Below are 18,574 nucleotides of genomic sequence, written 5' to 3' on the forward strand. Positions count from 1 at the left end.
CCAGCTATTACATAGTTTGAATAAGCAAATTGACGGAAAATCTTTCAAGCGCTGCACTGAGCGGTACTTCCCGATCACTCGTCACGACAACGTCAGAAAAGAGTCCCTTCCAGTCAGAACCGGAGTCGGCAAACGGCAGCATGATCCGCGTGTCGCCCCAATTGGCAGCATTAATCAATGGAGTTTGCGCAGTACCCAATAGTTCACTGCATGTGCGTGGTACTACGATGATAGCGCGCACTCCGTGTGTCTCCCGGGCAAAGGCCATCACCTGTTCGGCGTGGCTGCCCTTTATTTCCAGAGGTTGATAACTGCCCTCGCTGAACAGTCCCGGATGTTCGGCACGCAGGTTCAAGACCTTCGCGATCAGTGCCTGCTTGATGCGCCCGTCTTTCCAGTCGGTCAGCAGGTCGGTAACGCTTGCGTCTTCCGCCAGGGCCTGTTTCCGGGCAGCGTAGTCAACCGGGCGGCGATTGTCCGGATCCACGAGGCTGAAGTCCCAGAACTCGGTGCCCTGATACAAGTCGGGAACACCGGGTACGCTCAAGCGTAGCAAGGTTTGCGCCAGACTGTTGAGCGCGCCGGCGGTGCCAATACGGTTGGCTGTCGCGCTAAGGGATTGGCGCAACGCCAGGGCTTCCGGTGCCAGCAGCAAACGCTCCAGAAATTCGCGGCAAGCGGTTTCGTAGGGCTGATTCGGTGCACTCCAGCTACTTTGCAGCTTGGCTTCGCGCAGGGCCTTCTCTTGCCACTGCACCATGCGCTTGGCGTATTCCTGGTGGGCTTGTTCGCCTTCCAGGCTCAGCGGCCAGCTGCCCAGCAGGGCCTGATAAAGCATCAGTTCGTCGCCCGCGCTGATCGTCGGCTCCTCACCCTTGAGTGGCATTGCCAACTGTCTCCAGCGCTCTACCTGTTCGGCGTACCACGGGGCGCACTCGCTCAGGACTGCAAGGCGCGTACGCGTATCTTCGCCACGCTTGTGATCGTGTGTTGCGGTGGTTAGCAGGTTGTCTGGAAACTTCTCCAGACGCTCCAAGCAGACCTGATGGAAGTCTTCCACCGGCGCACTGAAGTGCTGAGGATGGAAACCCACATCATTGCGCGACAGCAGCACGGCAGAGCGGTAGAACGAGGTGTCCTCGACGGACTTGGCGGCAACCGGGGAGGTCAGTTGCTGGAAGCGTACGCAGGCATTCTTGTAGAGCTTGCGCAGCGGGCCGCGTGGCAGTTTTCGCCACGGTTCGCCACCCAGCCAGCGTGCCAGATAATCCAGCACCTGCCAGTCGCCTTCGTTCAGGGTCGCGCGCGCGCCTTCCATTGCCTGCTGGAAATATTTGTCGTCCTGCGCCGAGCGGCCGCACACCGAGATATAGGTGCGATAAATCGGGAAGTTGACGATCAAGGCGAGCAGGGCACGGCGAATCGCACCCAGAGTGAGGTCGCGGCTCATCAAATCACTGCGAGCAACCTGCAGCAACGATTGGGCAACGTTCTCGAAATCGCCCGCCAGCGTGCCGTGCAAGACCAGATCACGGGCCACCAGCACTTCCTGATCGAAGTCAGCGGTACGTTCTGTCAGGCGGCTCCACAGCTCACCCAGAGGCTCTTCGCCCTTAGGGTCATGCTGCAGCAATGACACCTGGTTCATGAACTCGTAACCTGTCGTGCCGTCAACGCTCCAGTCTTCACGCAGCGGCTCGTCGGGGCCGAGGATTTTCTCGACGAAGATCGGCAGATGATCGATCTGCGCATGCTCGGGGCGCAGCTTGAGCAGGCCTTTGACCCGACGATGCAGCTTGCGACCGTAGCCGCGCGGGTCGGCCAGTCCATCGATGTGATCGATACGCAGCCCGTCGACCAGGCCGTCGGCAATCAGCTGAAATATTTTCCCGTGAGTGGCCTCGAATACCTGTGGCCGCTCGACACGCAGGCCGCCCAGCTCGTTAATGTCGAAGAAACGCCGCCAGTTGATGTCATCCCCGGCGGTGCGCCAGCTGGCCAGACGATAGTGCTGGCGCTCCAGCAACTGGTGCAGGCGCTGGAAGCCTTCGGGCTTGCTGGAATCGAAATGCGCGAGGATCTGCTCGATACCCTTGAGTACCTGCGGGTCCTTGGCCAGTCCGGCCAACTCGGCCCTGGCCTGGCGTGCGCGCTCATAGGCTTGCGGGAACTGCGCCAGTGCGTTGAAACGCTGGGCCATGTCCTTCAGTTGCGGCTGATCCACGGTCTGCAACAGCGAGTCGTAGGTCAGTGGGCAGATCGGAAAATGATGCTGGTAGTGTTCGATGTAGAACGAACCGCGCTCGGCATCGAAACGCAGCGGGATTTCGCCAGCCTGCAATACCGTGCCGTAGTCGCTGCTCAGGAATGGCAGCAACAATTGGCCCTCCAGCAGCGGGTCGGGCGAATTCCACTGAATGTCGAAGAACTCTGCATACGGGCTGCGACGGCCCCATTCCAGCAGGTCCAGCCACCATGGATTGTCGGCACCGCCGACTGCCATATGGTTGGACACGATGTCGAGAATCAGGCCCATGCCGTGCTCGCGCAAGGTCTCGACCAGGCGCAGCAGGGCAGGTTCGCCGCCCAGTTCCGGGTTGATCACCGTAGGGTCGACCACGTCATAGCCGTGCATCGAGCCGGCACGCGCTTTGAGCAGTGGCGACGCGTAGAGGTGGCTGATACCCAGACTGGCGAAGTAGGGCACCAGCGGTACGGCGTCGTCGAGGGTGAAATCCTTGTGGAATTGCAGGCGCTGGGTGGCACGCAACGGTTGTAATGGACGGGTCATTGATCACGCTCCGTAGCCTGCAGCCGGGATCGGGAGAGTAATTCCAGTCGTCGAGCAGCATTCGGGTTATCAAGCAGAGAGGCCGCATCGCCGGGAAGACGTCTGCGCCAGTTGGGGTGACTGTCAATGGTGCCGGGCAGGTTGGCCTGCTCCTCGACACCCAGCGCGTCTTCTATCGGCAGCAGTACCAGTGGCGCACGTGTATGACCCAGGTAGCTGATGCTCGCGTCGATGATCTGGGCCGGGTCTTCAGTCTCGGAGGGCAGACTGTCGATATTCTGGCTCAAGGCACGTCGCAGGCTTTCATATTCCCGCGTGCGCTCTTCGCGCCACTGCGATTCATGCTGTTCGTCAATGTGGCCAAGACGGGCATTCCATTCGATATCCAGTTCGCTGAGCCAGCCTGCGAGAGTGGGCAGATCGTGGGTACTGGTGGTCGCCAGCGCTTGATCCGACCAGTCGAGAATCGGCTTGAACTGACCATTGTTCTGTTCGAACAGCAGTACGCGCATGCCGAGAATCGCTCTGGCGCTGAGTTTTTCGCTCAGGCCTTCTGGCACCGTACCGAGGTCTTCACCCAGCACGATCGCCTTGTGTCGCCAGGATTCCAGACTCAGCAGGCGAAGCATGTCATCCAGCGGGAAATTCAAGTAAGCGCCTTCGCTGGGAGGTGCCCCTTGCGGGATGACCCAGAGACGCTGCAAGCCCATGACATGGTCGATACGCAACCCGCCGGCATGGGCAAAGTTGGCCCGCAGCATCTCGATGAACGCACGAAAACCATTACGCTTGAGGCCGTCCGGCGAAAACGCGGAAATCCCCCAGCTCTGGCCGGCACGGTTGAGAATGTCAGGGGGGGCGCCGACGGTCAGGGCCGACAGCAACTCGTCCTGGCGGCTCCAGGCCTGGCTTCCGGCACCGTCGGCACCCACGGCCAGGTCGGCAATCAGGCCGACGCGCATGCCGCTGCTGCGTGCTGCAACCTGTGCGCGTTCGAGACCACGGGCTATGAGCCATTGGGCGAACGCGTGAAAGCTGATTTGCTCGCTATGGCTTTTGGCAAATTCTGCGACTGCGTCACTGCGAGGGTCTTTGAACTGCTCCGGCCATTCATGCCAGTTGTTGCCGATGTTCAGCGTTTCGGACTCGGCACACAGCGCCTCGAAGCGGCAGTGATTTTCCAGCGCTTCGCCACCGCTGTGGCGGAAGCTGTTGAAGTCTTCGTGCAGCGGGTGATCACCCGCAATGAAGCCTTCGTAAAGCGCGTGAAGCGCTTTCCATTTGGCGTTGGCGGCAGCTGGCCAGTCGATCAGCGTCTGTGTTTCAAGACGCTTCATCTCTTCGCCGACACGCGCGTCTTCGATTGCCTGACGCCACGCACTTTCACCGAGAATCGCACCCGGCGACGCATACAGACTGTTGAGGAACAGCCTGCTGGAAGGGGAATAAGGGCTGTAACGGTGAGGGTCGTTGGCGAACATGGCGTGGATCGGGCTGATACCCAATGCGTCGGCACCTCGCTCGCCAGCAGAGCGCAAGACCTTCTCCAGTGCTTCTGTGTCACCAAAGCCGCCATCACCTTCGCGGCGCAAGCTGTAAAGCTGAGCGGTCAACCCCCAGCCGTGCGGCTTCGAGGTATCGGTAGCCATTGCCATGCTGAAGCAGGTTTTCGGCGCGACCGCGATGGTCAGGTGCTGGCCGGCAATTTCCAGCTGTTGATAGCCGGGCGGGGCCAGTGCCGGGAGCTCTGCATTCGAGGTGAGTCTGGCATCCAGCGAAGAACCGTCTTCGAGGTGTAGCGTGAATGGCGTTTGTGGAGCAAACCACTGAGACAGGTCCAGGTTGCTTTCCACATCAACCGTCAGCAGTGGCGGGGCACTGGCACCGTGACTGGCTTTTTGCAGGCGCAGCAGGCTGGCATCGATAGCCTCGCCGTTTTCAGCAGGATAGCCCAGCGCCTCCAGTACCTTGCGCAGCACATCGGGGCTGACGGTCTGCGGCCGAGCGTTGGCATCGACCCAGTGCACCGACAATCCTGCCTCGGTCGCAAGCCTCTCCAGTTGCTCATTGTTCATCCTGTTCCTCCAGAACATCACTCGCTTTCAGGCTGACAATGGCCGTGTAAGCATTGAGGGTGCCGGGTGGGGAAAGTTCGGACGATTTTTCGGCGCTGGAGAATATCTCGCGGGCACCCGTTTGTGGCGGCGCATCGACCGCATGCTCGCTGAGATTGAGGTCGATACGCAGTTCGCTGCCATCGCCCAGCGTCCAGCGCGCGCTGACCGCCTTGTCGCCGAGAATATCGGTACTCAGGAAGCGTGCGCCCTGCAGGCGTGGCATGATTTCCTGGTGCCGTAAAGCCAGCAACTGCGTGTAGAACTGCAGCCAGCTGCGATGATCCTGACCTATGTCGGTGTCGAGATCGACCGCGGAAAATGCCGGGCGTGAGGCTTCGAACGTCTTGATGTCGTTCGGATCAGGAATGTGCTCGCGCTTTTCCGGGTCGGCGAACGCGGCGAAATCAGCGAACTCCTTGCGACGTCCCTCGCGTACCGCATCGGCCAGTTCGCCGTGGTGGCTGGTGAAGAACAGAAACGGCTCGCTGGCCGCCCATTCATCGCCCATGAACATCAGCGGAATCATCGGTGAAAGCAGCAGCAGGGCGGTGGCGGCTTTCAATGCCGCAGGCGCACAGAGTTGCGGCAAGCGTTCACCGAGTGCGCGGTTGCCGATCTGATCATGGTTCTGCAGAAACAACACAAAAGCCGACGGCGGCAGGTGCGCACTTGGCTCGCCTCGCGTATGCCCGTGGCGCGTCGGTTCGCCTTGATAGACAAACCCCTCGCTGAGCAGGCGCGCAAGTTTTTGCGTCGGCTCTTTGGCGAAGTCGGAATAGTAGGCGTCGGTTTCACCGGTCAGCAGCACGTGGAGGGTGTTGTGCCCGTCGTCGTCCCACTGTGCATCGAAACCTTTTTCCAGAAGGCTGGCCTGGTTGAACTCGTTCTCCAGGTTCAGCCACACGTGTCTGCCGGGTTCAATGCGGCTACGAACCCGCTCCGCGAACTCCGGCAGGAAGGTCTTGTCGCGAATGGCGTGAACAGCGTCCATGCGCAGGCCGTCGAAGCGGTACTCAAGGAGCCACATCAGGGCATTGTCGACAAAAAAGTCGCGCACCTGCGGACGTCTGAAGTCGATCGCATCGCCCCACGGGGTGTGCAGGTCGCTGCGGAAAAACTCCTTGGCATAACTGCCCAGATAGTTGCCGTCCGGGCCGAAGTGGTTGTACACCACGTCCAGGATAACCATCAGGCCAAGACCGTGAGCGGTGTCGATCAGGTGCTTGAGCTGTTCAGGCGTGCCGTAGGACGATTGCGGAGCATAATGCAGAACGCCATCGTAGCCCCAGTTGCGATCACCGGGGAACTGCGCAAGCGGCATCAGCTCGATCGCGGTAACGCCCAGTCGGGCAAGTCGCGGCAGGTGCTTTTCCACCCCGGCGTAGCCACCCATGGCGCCCACGTGCAGCTCATAGATCACTGCTTCATGCCATGGACGACCGTTCCATGCAGTGTTCTGCCATGAATAAGCGTGAGGGTCGACTACGAGGCTTTCAGAGTGAACATCATCAACCTGTGCCCGGGAGGCGGGATCAGGAACGTCCAGCTCGTGGTCGATCCTGAAGCGGTAGCGGGTACCCGCCTTGCAGCGGGCCTCAAGTACGAACCAGCCGTCGGACTGCGGCAGCATGGCCAGTGACTGGCCATCCTGCAGTTCGACATTCACGAATGAGGCATCCGGTGCCCAGAGGGCAAACCGGGTGTGTTCAGGGTCCAACAAAACGGCGCCGTGGCGCCAGTTATCGTCTGTACGCAGTGGCATCCATTAAATCCTTAACCTAGTAGTTGCTGGAAACGCTCACGTTTTTCTTCAACAGGTCGCGATAGAGATCTGCGTAGGGCTCTACTGCCTGATGCCAGTTGAAGGGAGCCGCCATGGCACGGCAGCGCATGGCGTTGAGCAGCTCCGGATGGGCGAAGACCTGGAAGGCGCGATCCAGTGCCTGGGTGTAGCTTTCGACTGTCGATTCATTGAACAGGAAGCCAGTGACACCGTCTTCGATCGTATCGGCCAGGCCGCCGGTATTGCGTGCGACAGGCAACGAGCCGAAGCGTTGCGCGTACATCTGGCTAAGCCCGCACGGCTCATAGCGGGACGGCATCAGCAGGAAATCGCTGCCGGCGAACATGCGTCGTGCGTCGGTTTCGTTGAAGCCGATGCGCACGCCGACACGTCCGGGGAAGCGGGCAGCCAACTCGCGCATGGCCTCTTCTTCCTCCGGTTCACCGCGGCCGATGATTGCGATCTGCCCGCCATTGTTGACGATGTGCTCGGCGACGCCGATCGTCAGGTCAAGACCTTTCTGATACACAAGGCGCGATACCACCGCGAATAGCGGCCCGGTCGAGGCGTCCAGTTCGAACAGCTCACGCACATAGTCAGCGTTGATTTCCTTGCGCGTCCATTCGTTGGGCGCAAAGTGGCAGATCAGGTGTTCGTCGGTGGCCGCATCCCAGCTTTCGTCAATGCCGTTGGGGATGCCGCTGAGCTGGCCCTTGTTGGCCTTGCTTTGCAGGAAGCCTTCCAGGCCGCAGCCGAACTCCGGGGTGGTGATTTCCCGAGCGTAGGTGGCGCTGACGGTGGTGATGTGGCTGGCGAACGCCATACCCGCCTTGATGAACGACAGCTGGCCGTAGAACTCCATGCCCTCAGGGGTAATGGCGGAGTCCGGGATACCCAGCTCACGGCTCGAGGCTGTGCTTACCGTGCCTTGATAGGCTAGGTTGTGAACAGTGAAGATGCTGGGCGTGGACTGCCCGCGCCAGCGCATGTACGCAGGCGCCAGGCCGGCTGGCCAGTCATGGGCGTGAACCAGCTCGGGGCACCACTGGCTCTTTACTTCGCCGGCGGCGAACTCGGCGGCTGCCAGGCCCAGGCGGGCAAAACGAATATGGTTATCAGACCAGTCGCGACCGTTGCTGTCGGCGTAAGGGGTGCCTTCGCGCTCGTAAAGCTCCGGGCAGATCAGCACGTAGATCACCAGGCCATCTTTCATGTCCATGCGACCGACCTTGCAAGGTGGCAGTGCTGCATGCCCGCCCAGCTGGCTGATGATATGGATCGGATTACCGCTGTTAATGACCTGCGGATAACCTGGAATCAGTACTCGAACGTCGTGCAGGTGACGCATGGCTCGCGGCAGTGCGGCAGACACATCGCCCAGCCCACCGGTTTTCACCAGATCGGCCAGTTCGGAGGTCACGAACAACACTTTGCGTCTGTTGACCTGGGACATGGTCGGCTGAGGCTGGACAGTCGACGTTGGCATTTGCAACACAGGAACGCTCTTGGTAGAGAACACAGGCAGATGAGTCAGCTCGCCGACAGGCTGGTTAAAACTCTCTCCCTTCTGGGTTTTCACAGCGGCGCTAATCATCAATTTTTCCCCTTAAAACAGTCTTGGTGCATCACTTGATTTTTATTGGCCATTTCCTATGGCCGGGTACACATACGTGCACTACGCAAGATCGATACCCGTTTGGACCATGCATAGTGACAAAGCGGTGTGATGTCGCCATTACCGGATGTCAGCCAATAGCATAGATGCTCTAATCAGCTGACCCGGCGGTTTTGGAGAAGTTTCGACTTTTTTATTTGCGAATGTCTGGCACAGGCTTCGACGCCCCGTGTGGTGGCAGGCTGCAGGTGGCAGCCCGGCTGTCGCTGCGCTTTTTTACCGCTTTTTTCTACGTTCCGAGGGGGCGTTACCGGCCGTCGGATCGTTGGACAATCGCGCCCAGGCGCTTGGTTTTCATCACTAAATAGCGCTGGTGTCGGGCTGTGATGGGCAGCAACGGTGCAGAACGCCTTTTCCCGGGGCGTGTAGCGGTCAATCTTCGGGCGCGATGAGAAAATCCCTACATCTTCGCTGGAACATTTTGGCGCAGGGCAGGATAGAATCAGGCCACAAGTCCCGGCCTTGACGCTGGCCTGAGGCATTACCCTTTGACTGATTTCACTGAATCACTCTGATCGAATTGACGAGGATGGAAATGGAAGCCCCCGAGGTACTGGTACTGCAAGCGAGTTACACCAATCCTGTGCACGCGGATGCGATCGGGTTCGTTTTGAACGAGTATTCGATGGATGCCATGGGTGCAGGACGGCCTCTGTCGAACGACACCCGTCAGCAGTTGGCAATCGAACTCGCGAAGCGTCCGTATGCGTTCAGCGTTCTGGCATTCATTTCGGGAGAGCCGGTGGGGCTGGTCAACTGCTTCGAGGGGTTTTCAACCTTTGCGTGTCGTCCACTGGTCAACATTCATGACGTCGCGGTGCTCTCGCAATACCGTGGCCTCGGTATCAGCCAGAAAATGTTGCTCAAGGTCGAGGAGATTGCACGCCAGCGTGGCTGCTGCAAGCTGACGCTTGAGGTTCTGGAAGGCAATGAGGTCGCACAGGGTGCGTACAGAAAGCTCGGTTTCGACAACTATCAGTTGAGCCCTGAAACAGGGCGTGCCATGTTCTGGCAGAAGGCACTGTAGAGAGCCGAGTCGCCAGGGTGGCTTTTTTGATCGTTCAGGTGCAGGCCGAACGGGTCGGAAGACGGAACAGATGGCGGGGACCAACAGAAGGGCAGGTCAGGTGGGCAAGCCGGATTATCGGACTTGCCCTGAGGCGTTTTGAAGAATGATACAGTTGCGGTCAGGCTTGAAGCATCTTGCCGGGGGCGGATAACTGCGATTGCTGCAGCATCGAGCTCAAATGAGCCACTTTTTTCTGCAACTGCTCGCGCTCTTCTTTTAATGTGCGCAGTTCATCACGACGGATAGTGACGTACAGGGTTTGTGGTGCAAGTGCTGGTAGTACAGTGCCCATTGCTCACCTCGCAAATGGCGGATTCAACCTCAGAGAGGTCCGTGGCAATGACTTTCAATCCCTGACCGCCGCTGCTTACCCTCTCTATCGGCATCGATTTTGATTTCTTTTGCATGATTTTGGAACTTTTTTATTTTTAATTGTCGCGAATGTTTATTAATCGCGACAAAATGCACCACAGGGGGGCGCTCGCGTCTTCATCTTCTCCAAGGGAACCGACGTTCCGCCTCGCTTGACTAATCAGCATGCTCGCAACCGTCGATGCGCTGGACGGCAAACGAGGCACCTTTTTACGATTTAAGGAGCACCTTCATGCAACTTGGGATTATTGGACTGGGCCGTATGGGCGGCAACATCGCACGCCGTCTGATGCTGAATGGTCACACGACTGTGGTGTACGACCGTGATGAAGCATCGCGCAACGCCCTGGCCAATGACGGTTCGACTGCGGTCGCAGACCTGAAGGAACTGGTCGGTGCGCTCGCCAGGCCCCGTGCTGTCTGGGTGATGCTCCCGGCCGGTGCGCCGACCGAAGACACCATTCAGACCCTCAGCCAATTGCTCGACGCCGATGACGTGATCATCGATGGCGGGAATACCTTCTACAAGGACGACATCCGGCGCGCTCAGGAATTGACTGAAAAGGGCCTGCATTACGTCGATGTCGGCACATCAGGCGGCGTCTGGGGTCTCGAACGTGGCTACTGCATGATGATCGGAGGCGAGGCCGCCGTCGTCGAGCGTCTCGATCCGCTGTTCGCGACACTGGCTCCAGGCCTCGGCTCGATCGAGCGCACCCGTGACCGCACCTCGACCGATGATCGTGCCGAACGTGGCTATATCCACTCCGGCCCTGCGGGTTCCGGGCATTTCGTGAAGATGATCCACAACGGCATCGAATACGGAATGATGCAGGCGTTCGCCGAAGGCTTCGATCTTCTCAAGCAGAAAAACTCCGAACTCCTGCCGCCTGAGCAGCGTTTTGACCTGAACACGGCGGATATTGCCGAAGTCTGGCGTCGTGGCAGTGTGGTGTCGTCCTGGCTGCTGGACCTGACCGCCGACGCCCTGGCCACCGACCCTCACCTGGATGCATTCTCCGGTTCGGTTGCCGACAGCGGTGAGGGTCGCTGGACCATCGAAGCGGCCATCGAGCAGGCGGTTCCGGTTCCTGTGCTGTCCAGCGCCCTGTTTGCGCGTTTCCGTTCCCGCCAGACAAGCTCGTACGCAGACAAGATGCTGTCCGCCATGCGCTTTGGATTTGGTGGCCACAAGGAACCCAAGTAATGGGCCTGTCGCGTGGCAGTGCCGAGCAAAAAACCGAGGTAGCCCCACCCACGACGCTGTTTCTGTTCGGTGCCCATGGCGACCTGGTCAAGCGCCTGTTGATGCCGGCGCTTTACAACCTGTCACGCGACGGTCTGGTGGATGAAGGGCTGCATATTGTCGGCGTCGATCACAATGCGATCAGCGATGCCGATTTTGCGAAAAAGCTCGAGAACTTCATTCGTGATGAAGCCGCCGGCAAGGTTGCCGGCGGCGGCAAGGATCCGCTCGATCCTGCGTTGTGGAGCAAGCTGGCCGAGCGCATCAGTTACGTGCAGGGCGACTTCCTCGACGATTCCACCTATCAGGACATCGCCAGCAAGATCGAGAGCACCGGCACCGCGAACGCGGTGTTCTATCTGGCCACCGCGCCGCGGTTTTTCAGTGAGGTCGCCCAGCGCCTGGGCTCGTCAGGTTTGCTGCAGGAAACCGAAGACGCGTTTCGTCGTGTCGTGATCGAAAAGCCGTTCGGCTCCGATCTGGCCAGTGCGGTCGAGCTCAATGGCTGCCTGCTCAAGGTCATGAGCGAGAAGCAGATTTACCGGATCGACCATTACCTGGGCAAGGAGACGGTGCAGAACATTCTGGTCAGCCGTTTCTCCAATGGCCTGTTCGAGTCGTTCTGGAACAATCACTACATCGATCACGTACAGATCACGGCGGCGGAAACCGTAGGCGTTGAAACCCGTGGCAGCTTTTACGAGCACACCGGTGCCTTGCGTGACATGGTGCCCAATCACCTGTTCCAGCTGCTGGCGATGGTGGCGATGGAGCCGCCTGCCGCTTTCGGTGCCGATGCCGTTCGCGGTGAGAAAGCCAAGGTGGTCGGCGCGATCCGGCCCTGGAGCCAGGAGGAAGCCCTGGCCAATTCGGTGCGTGGCCAGTACGCGAAGGGCGTGATGGGCGACAGGCAGGTCGTCGGTTATCGTCAGGAAGATCGCGTGGAGCCGGACAGCAGCACCGAGACCTACGTTGCACTGAAGGTCATGGTCGACAACTGGCGCTGGGTGGGTGTGCCGTTCTACCTGCGCACCGGCAAGCGTATGAGCGCACGCAGCACCGAAATCGCCATTTGCTTCAAGCCTGCTCCGTACGCGCAGTTCCGCGATACCGAGGTCGACCGGCTCAAGCCCAACTACCTGCGGATCCAGATCCAGCCTAACGAAGGCATGTGGTTCGACCTGTTTGCCAAGCGTCCAGGCCCGAAACTGGAGATGGAAGATATCGCGTTGGGCTTCGCCTACAAGGATTTCTTCGAGATGCAGCCCTCTACCGGGTACGAAACCCTCATTTATGACTGCCTGACCGGTGATCAGACGCTCTTCCAGCGTGCCGACAACATCGAGAACGGCTGGCGTGCCGTGCAGCCGTTCCTCGATGCCTGGGCCGCGCAGCCGCAAGTGCAGCTTTACGAGGCTGGCAAGGATGGCCCGCAAGCGGGTGAAGAGCTGCTGAGTCGTGACGGTCGGGAATGGAGAGAATTGAATGTCTGAACTGCCTGTACAGTTCCTGTTGTCCGACATCGACGGCACGTTACTGCGCCGTGATCACAGCCTTAGCCAAGCCAATATCGACGCCGTCAAGCGCCTGCGTAATGCCGGCGTTCACTTCACGCTGGCCAGCAGTCGGCCGCCCAGGGCCATGCGCCAGGTAATCGAAGCGTTGAGTGTGGATCTGCCCACCGTGGCGTTCAATGGCGGCACCATCACCCATCCTGATGGCAGCCTGCTGGTTGCTCATCGCATTGACCCGCGCGCCGTTCGCATTTGTCTGGAGTTGTTTGCCGGGCAGAACGTTGCCATCTGGGTGTTTGCCGATGATCAGTGGCTGCTGCTCGATCCTCACGCCGATTACGTCGATCATGAGCTCCGTGCACTGGGCTATGGCTATGTTCAGGTTGAGAGTTTCGAGCCGTATCTGGATCGCGTCGACAAGATCGTCGCGGCCAGCGCCGATTTCGAGTTGCTCAAGACCCTTGAGGCGCAGCTCAATCCGCAGATCGAAGGGCTCGCGCTGGCGGCCCGTTCGCAAAAATACTACCTGGATGTGACTGCGCTGGAGGCCAACAAGGGTTCCGCTCTGGTCGCGCTGGCGGACTATCTGGGCGTCGACCTGTCGCGTACGGCGGCCATAGGCGACGGCGGTAACGACGTGGCGATGTTCCACAAGGCAGGCTTGTCGATTGCGATGGGGCAGGGCGAGCAGACAGTCAAGGGACAGGCTGATCATGTTACTGATAGCAATGAGCAGGACGGAGTGGCCAACGCCATCGAGCGTTACATTCTGAGCGCCTGACCGAACGGTGTTCCCAAGTTAACGAATCATCATCACGACGGGCATTTCTGAATGGCTGCACTGATCGAAGACTACGCATTGCTGGGCAACTGCGAGACGGCGGCGCTGGTCGCCCGTGATGGTTCGCTGGACTGGTTGTGTTTCCCCCGCTTCGACTCGACGGCCTGTTTCGCCGCGCTGCTGGGCGGTGATGAGCACGGCCGCTGGAAGATCGCGCCAACCGCCGAGGTTATCGCTGTCGAGCGTCGTTATCGCGACGGCACGCTGATTCTCGAAACGGTTTTCGAAACCCGTGACGGTCGCGCCATGCTGATCGATTTCATGCCCATGAAGACCTCCGGCCACGTGGTGCGCATGGTGGTCGGGCTGTCCGGTCGGGTCGAATTCGCTGTGGATCTCGCCATCCGTTTCGATTATGGCAGCAGCGTGCCCTGGGTCGAGCGCAAGGATGCTCATACGCTGACAGCAGTCGCCGGGCCGGAAATGCTGGTTTTGCGCAGCCCCGTGGCCCTGCACCCACATGATCATCACACGGCCAGCCGTTTTCACGTCGATGAAGGCGAGCGCAAGGTCTTCACGCTGGCCTATCAGGCATCCTTTGCGCCCTTGCTCGATCAGATCGATGCCGACCAGGCCTTGGAAACCACCGCAGCCTATTGGCGCGAGTTTTCTGATCGCTGCCCTGACGTCGGGCCGTGGACGGCGCAGGTAAAGCGCTCGCTGATTACGCTGAAAGCCATGACCTATGCGCCTACTGGCGGCATCGTTGCGGCCGTGACCACCTCATTGCCCGAACAGTTGGGTGGCGAGCGCAATTGGGATTACCGCTATTGCTGGTTGCGCGACGCCACCATGACCCTTCTGGCGTTCATGAATCTGGGCTATTTCGAGGAAGCTCAGGCCTGGCGGGACTGGTTGCTGCGCTCGGTTGCCGGTAACCCGGAACAGATCCAGATCATGTACGGCGTAGGCGGCGAGCGGCGTCTGCAGGAATACGAGTTGCCCTGGCTGAGTGGCTACGAACACTCGCTGCCGGTGCGTGTCGGCAATGGTGCGGCGACGCAGGTTCAACTGGATGTCTATGGCGAAGTGGCCGATGCGATGATCCAGGCGCTGCGCGGCGGTATGGCGCAGCATCCGCGCAGCGTGGCGATTTCCAAGGTGGTCATGCCTTATCTGGAGAAGATCTGGCACCTGCCGGATGCGGGCATCTGGGAGATACGCTCCGAGCCGCGCCACTTTACTCATTCGAAAGTCATGGCCTGGGTGGCTTTTGACCGTAACGCTACGCAGATCGCCCAGGCTGCCGAGAGCGATGAGGATCGTGCGCTGGCGACGCATTACCGGAAGGTGGCGGACGAAATTCATGCCGATGTCTGTCGCCACGGTTTCGATGCCGAGCTTGGCAGTTTCGTGCAGACCTATGGCTCGACAGAGGTGGACGCGAGCCTGCTGCAGATTGTGCTGACCGGTTTTCTCGCGCCGGAAGACCCACGCGTTATCGGCACCGTCGCACAGATCGAGCGCACGCTGATGCAGGATGGTCTGCTGTTGCGTTACGACAACGAGCGCAGTGTCGATGGTGTTGCCGGTCGTGAAGGGACGTTTCTGGTCTGTTCGTTCTGGCTGGCCGATGCCTATGTCTTGCTCGGCCGGGCTGATGATGCCGCGCAGCTGTTCGAACGGTTGTGCGGTTTGTGCAATGACGTTGGCCTGCTGGCCGAGCAGTACGATCCGAAGGGTGGGCGCATGCTGGGCAATTTCCCTCAGGCGTTCAGCCACATCGGCATCATCAATACTGCACTGAACCTGCACCGGGCAGTATGCCCGGCGCTGGCCCGTACTTCCGGTGTGCTTGAAGAGGCCTGATCAGCTGTCGCGGCCAGCCTTGCGGAAGGTCAGGTTGATCCGTTGCTCACCCAGCTGCGGATGCTCGGCCTGCTTGATGGGCAAAATGCCGTGGAAACGCAATCTGTCCTCGCCACCCCAGACCACCACGTCGCCATGAAATAGGGAGATGCGTTGAGTCTTGTCGCCGCGCAGCAGGCCGCCGAACTGAAAGATGGCCGGTATGCCCAGTGATACGGAGACCACTGGCCAGCGATGGTCGTATTCGTCTCGGTCCTGATGCAGGGACATCTTGGCGCCCGGAATATAGCGATTGATCAGGCAGGCATCAGGCACGAACCCGGCATAGCCGGCTGCCAGTGCGGCATCCTGCGCCAGCTGCATGAATACGTCCGGCATCGTCGGCCAGGCCTGTCCTGTTTGTGGGTCGGTCGCGCTGTACCGGTAACCGTGGCGGTCGGTTATCCAGCCCAGTTGTCCGCAACTGCTCAGTGCTGCAGACATGCTCAGACCGCTGGGGGTCTGCATGTGCCGGAACGGGGAGAGGCCCAGTGTCTCTTCAAGGGCAGGCAGCAGCTGCGGCATGGCCGGCAGTGCAAAGCCTCTGAACAGCCATGACCCGGGCCCGATCCGCTCATCGCTGCGAGGCTGGGCCGTCTGGTCCGCGAACAGGTCCAGAGTGGCGGGAGTGTCACCTTTGCGTTGCATGATCGGATCGAGCTCCGGTAAGTATCAGAGAGCCTTGCTGACCTTGACCTCGGTAATAAGGTCGTTGCTCTCGCCGTGCATCTTCTTCAAGGCGGCCTCGGCTTCTTCGGTGGATGCCGATTGCAGCTGGGCGAATTCGAAGCGGCGTTCGCCATTGAGCTTGTAGCTGACAGCAAATTTGGTCGTGCGCGGGGCTGGATTGTTCACGGTGACTCCTTGCATCATCCCAGGCGAGAGGTCGAGCGCCGGACGATCTTGATCTTGTGAGTAAAGGGCAGTTTGCGTCCGGCATTGGTATCTGCCTTGCGCCCTGCGGTATCGATGGTGATGTTCCAGAAACCGGTGCTTGGCGCGGCGATCTTGGCCGGAAATCTGTCAAACGCACCGCCATGATAGGTGTGCCGACCACCATTTTTGAAACTGCGAAAATTCGCATCGTTCATCAGGCGAATATTGCAGGTCTGAGAGCACTCGATGACGACAAGATCGTCCTCGTTGAGATGCTCACGCTGGTGTACGAATTTCATGACGGGCTCCGAAATGGGGGTTTTTCTGAAAAATCAAAACGATAGCATGCGACGCCCGCAATTTGACGTCGGTGAGTATTAATTTGCCGTGTTTCCGGGAAAAAATGCCTCAGTCGGGATTTAATTGCGTTGAGGCTTGTCGTAGGACCTTTATTTGGAGGCTTTGTATGAAACTGGCTGCTGTAGTAGTCCTGGCTCTGGCAATCACTGGCTGTGCCACAGTGAACGACATTGAGCATACACCCCCCACCATGAACGTGATGTCGGGCAAGAATCCTCAGGAATACGCCGATTGCTTCGCTGGCAAGATCAGCAGCAGTCGCAAGCCGCCTCTGATCGAGCCTCGCCATGACGGCCTGCGGGTCATCGTCGCGCAGAAACTCAGCAAGTCACCCGCAGCAGTAGTGGATATCGAGAGCCGCTCGGGCGGAAGTACGATCAAGGTCTACGAACGACTTGCCAATGTGCCCATCCGTTTCAGGGATGTGCAGAACGCTGCCGAAGCGTGCATTTCAGGCTGATCGGTCAGGCTCGGCCAGCTGGCCCTGCCCGCGGTGGGCAGGGCGGCAGACCTGATTATTTGCAGACCACCAGCACGCTGCGGCTTTTGTAGTTGCCAACGTCCACGCCCAGCGTCTTGTCGCTTTCGGCAGGCTGTGGGGTGCCATCTGTGCCAACAATTTCATAGCCTGTGCCTGCGCAGGACGCATCCGCTTTTTCGTAGCAGCTTGCCCAGGACATCGCCTCGCCGGAGCAGTCGATGCTCAAGCCCTGTTTGCCGTTTTTCAGGTAGGTGTTGGAGGCGGTTGCGCAGCCGGTAAGGCCCAGCACAGCAATAATGGACAAAATTCTGATCATGTTTTTCGCTTCGAGATAAGGCCAGGGAATTAACAAATGCGAGCGTTGGACTGGTAATAGGTGCCATCGTTCCGCCATGTTTTGCATCATAAACTGCCTGCTTCCCGCTTGTCGCCGCCTTGCCATTCACGAAGCCTGATGTAAATGCTGCAGCCGTCCGGAAAGGCATTCCGAGCCTGCTGTGCTGGCCCTGAGGGTCGTTTAATGGTGTTCTGCGCTGCATTTATGTACAGGCAATATCCAGAAAGTGCGGAACTATCTGTACGAGTATTCCTCTATCATGGCATCGGACGGCCAAAGGCAGCATTGTAAGGTGACTGCCTCATCATTAGACTGCGCCGTTAACACCAACAGCCCTTACCAAGGACTTTTATGATCAAGAAATGCTTGTTCCCAGCAGCCGGTTACGGCACTCGCTTCCTGCCAGCGACCAAGGCCATGCCCAAGGAAATGCTGCCGGTGGTCAACAAGCCACTGATCCAATACGGTGTTGAGGAAGCCCTCGCTGCAGGCCTGACCGAAATTTCCATCGTGACCGGTCGTGGCAAGCGCGCTCTTGAAGACCACTTCGACATCAGCTACGAGCTCGAGCACCAGATCAAGGGTACTGACAAGGAAAAGTACCTGGTCGGTATTCGAAAGCTGATCGACGAATGCAGCTTCTCGTACACCCGTCAGACCGAAATGAAGGGCCTGGGCCATGCGATTCTCAGCGGTCGCCCGCTGATCGGCAACGAAGCGTTCGCCGTGGTTCTGGCGGATGACCTGTGCGTCAACCCTGAGGGTGATGGCGTGCTGGCGCAGATGGTCAAGCTGCACAAGCATTATGGCTGCTCGATCATCGCCATCCAGGAAGTCGATCCGCAGGAAACCAACAAGTATGGCGTGATCGCTGGCGAAGAGATCAAGCCAGGCCTGTTCCGCGTGACCAACATGGTTGAAAAGCCGAAGCCTGAAGATGCGCCGTCCAACCTGGCGATCATCGGCCGCTACATCCTGACTCCGGACATCTTCGAGAAAATCGAGCAGACCGAGCCGGGCAAGGGCGGTGAAATCCAGATCACCGACGCCTTGATGAAGCAGGCTGCCGAAGGCAATGTGCTTGCGTACAAGTTCAAGGGTGAGCGTTTCGACTGCGGTGGTGCTGAGGGTTACATCCAGGCTACCAACTTCTGCTTCGAGCACTTCTACAAGACCGGCAAAGCTCATTGATACCTGAATGACGATGCTGTGAAAACGCCACCTCCGGGTGGCTTTTTCATTTCTGAATAGCCGCCGTGCGGTT

The 18,574-nt window shown here is 59.1% G+C and carries 16 protein-coding genes; 7 read left to right on the plus strand and 9 right to left on the minus strand.

Annotated features, from left to right (window positions below):
* Window positions 1-7: 7 nt before the first annotated feature.
* The 4 genes from QRN50_RS08220 to glgA are packed head-to-tail and all read right to left on the minus strand — an operon-like array spanning window position 8 to window position 8,285.
* Window positions 8-2,791: a malto-oligosyltrehalose synthase gene (locus QRN50_RS08220; RefSeq protein ID WP_096126523.1), complete on the minus strand. Its 2,784-nt coding sequence runs from the start codon at window positions 2,789-2,791 to the stop codon at window positions 8-10.
* The gene (malQ, locus tag QRN50_RS08225) at window positions 2,788-4,866 is read right to left on the minus strand and encodes a 4-alpha-glucanotransferase (RefSeq protein ID WP_096126522.1); all 2,079 of its coding nucleotides are present in this window, start codon (window positions 4,864-4,866) and stop codon (window positions 2,788-2,790) included. Before malQ ends, QRN50_RS08220 begins: the two co-directional genes overlap by 4 nt.
* Window positions 4,856-6,670, minus strand: a complete 1,815-nt coding sequence (treZ, locus tag QRN50_RS08230) for a malto-oligosyltrehalose trehalohydrolase (RefSeq protein ID WP_024639557.1) — start codon at window positions 6,668-6,670, stop codon at window positions 4,856-4,858. Before treZ ends, malQ begins: the two co-directional genes overlap by 11 nt.
* Before the next feature lie 16 nt (window positions 6,671-6,686).
* Complete coding sequence (gene glgA / locus QRN50_RS08235) at window positions 6,687-8,285, minus strand: glycogen synthase GlgA (protein ID WP_011268137.1); 1,599 nt, start codon at window positions 8,283-8,285, stop codon at window positions 6,687-6,689.
* A 616-nt stretch (window positions 8,286-8,901) separates the two neighbouring features.
* On the opposite strand from glgA, the gene QRN50_RS08240 reads away from it, so the two are divergent.
* The gene (locus tag QRN50_RS08240; RefSeq protein WP_003400653.1) at window positions 8,902-9,393 is read left to right on the plus strand and encodes a GNAT family N-acetyltransferase; all 492 of its coding nucleotides are present in this window, start codon (window positions 8,902-8,904) and stop codon (window positions 9,391-9,393) included.
* 160 nt (window positions 9,394-9,553) lie between these two features.
* Here the strand turns inward: QRN50_RS08240 and QRN50_RS08245 are convergent, their stop codons facing one another.
* Window positions 9,554-9,727: a DUF6026 family protein gene (locus QRN50_RS08245; protein ID WP_003400675.1), complete on the minus strand. Its 174-nt coding sequence runs from the start codon at window positions 9,725-9,727 to the stop codon at window positions 9,554-9,556.
* 312 nt (window positions 9,728-10,039) lie between these two features.
* Here QRN50_RS08245 and gnd point away from each other — a divergent pair, with 312 nt between their 5' ends.
* From gnd to QRN50_RS08265, 4 genes are read left to right on the plus strand one after another with little or no spacing between them, the layout of a single operon-like run.
* Window positions 10,040-11,014, plus strand: a complete 975-nt coding sequence (gene gnd / locus QRN50_RS08250) for a phosphogluconate dehydrogenase (NAD(+)-dependent, decarboxylating) (protein WP_096126521.1) — start codon at window positions 10,040-10,042, stop codon at window positions 11,012-11,014.
* Entirely contained in the window at window positions 11,014-12,546 is a 1,533-nt protein-coding gene (gene zwf / locus QRN50_RS08255) for a glucose-6-phosphate dehydrogenase (RefSeq protein ID WP_024641511.1), read from the plus strand. Before gnd ends, zwf begins: the two co-directional genes overlap by 1 nt.
* Entirely contained in the window at window positions 12,539-13,348 is an 810-nt protein-coding gene (locus QRN50_RS08260) for a Cof-type HAD-IIB family hydrolase (RefSeq protein WP_011268135.1), read from the plus strand. Before zwf ends, QRN50_RS08260 begins: the two co-directional genes overlap by 8 nt.
* 51 nt (window positions 13,349-13,399) lie before the next feature.
* The gene (locus QRN50_RS08265; RefSeq protein WP_096126520.1) at window positions 13,400-15,217 is read left to right on the plus strand and encodes a glycoside hydrolase family 15 protein; all 1,818 of its coding nucleotides are present in this window, start codon (window positions 13,400-13,402) and stop codon (window positions 15,215-15,217) included.
* Here the strand turns inward: QRN50_RS08265 and alkB are convergent, their stop codons facing one another.
* Genes alkB through QRN50_RS08280 form a run of 3 tightly spaced genes read right to left on the minus strand, consistent with a single transcriptional unit; the run spans window position 15,218 to window position 16,431 of the window.
* Window positions 15,218-15,904, minus strand: a complete 687-nt coding sequence (gene alkB, locus QRN50_RS08270) for a DNA oxidative demethylase AlkB (RefSeq protein ID WP_011268133.1) — start codon at window positions 15,902-15,904, stop codon at window positions 15,218-15,220. It abuts the gene before it with no gap.
* A gap of 24 nt (window positions 15,905-15,928) precedes the next feature.
* Window positions 15,929-16,111 carry a hypothetical protein gene (locus QRN50_RS08275; RefSeq protein WP_003400691.1) on the minus strand — a complete coding sequence of 61 codons (183 nt, stop codon included), beginning with the start codon at window positions 16,109-16,111 and terminating at the stop codon, window positions 15,929-15,931.
* Window positions 16,112-16,125: 14 nt separating this feature from the next.
* Entirely contained in the window at window positions 16,126-16,431 is a 306-nt protein-coding gene (locus QRN50_RS08280) for a DUF1883 domain-containing protein (RefSeq protein WP_003364463.1), read from the minus strand.
* 167 nt (window positions 16,432-16,598) lie between these two features.
* Between QRN50_RS08280 and QRN50_RS08285 the strand changes: the two genes are divergently transcribed.
* A complete protein-coding gene (locus tag QRN50_RS08285) occupies window positions 16,599-16,952 on the plus strand; it encodes a hypothetical protein (RefSeq protein ID WP_003400692.1) in 354 nt (117 codons plus the stop codon).
* Window positions 16,953-17,007: 55 nt separating this feature from the next.
* Here the strand turns inward: QRN50_RS08285 and QRN50_RS08290 are convergent, their stop codons facing one another.
* The gene (locus QRN50_RS08290) at window positions 17,008-17,289 is read right to left on the minus strand and encodes a hypothetical protein (RefSeq protein ID WP_003400694.1); all 282 of its coding nucleotides are present in this window, start codon (window positions 17,287-17,289) and stop codon (window positions 17,008-17,010) included.
* Between the two features lie 372 nt (window positions 17,290-17,661).
* Here QRN50_RS08290 and galU point away from each other — a divergent pair, with 372 nt between their 5' ends.
* Window positions 17,662-18,501, plus strand: coding sequence for a UTP--glucose-1-phosphate uridylyltransferase GalU (galU, locus tag QRN50_RS08295; RefSeq protein ID WP_003364457.1), 840 nt, complete (start codon window positions 17,662-17,664; stop codon window positions 18,499-18,501).
* Window positions 18,502-18,574: the final 73 nt, after the last annotated feature.

This window comes from Pseudomonas sp. MEJ108 (assembly GCF_030208985.1).
GTDB lineage: Bacteria > Pseudomonadota > Gammaproteobacteria > Pseudomonadales > Pseudomonadaceae > Aquipseudomonas > Aquipseudomonas fragariae.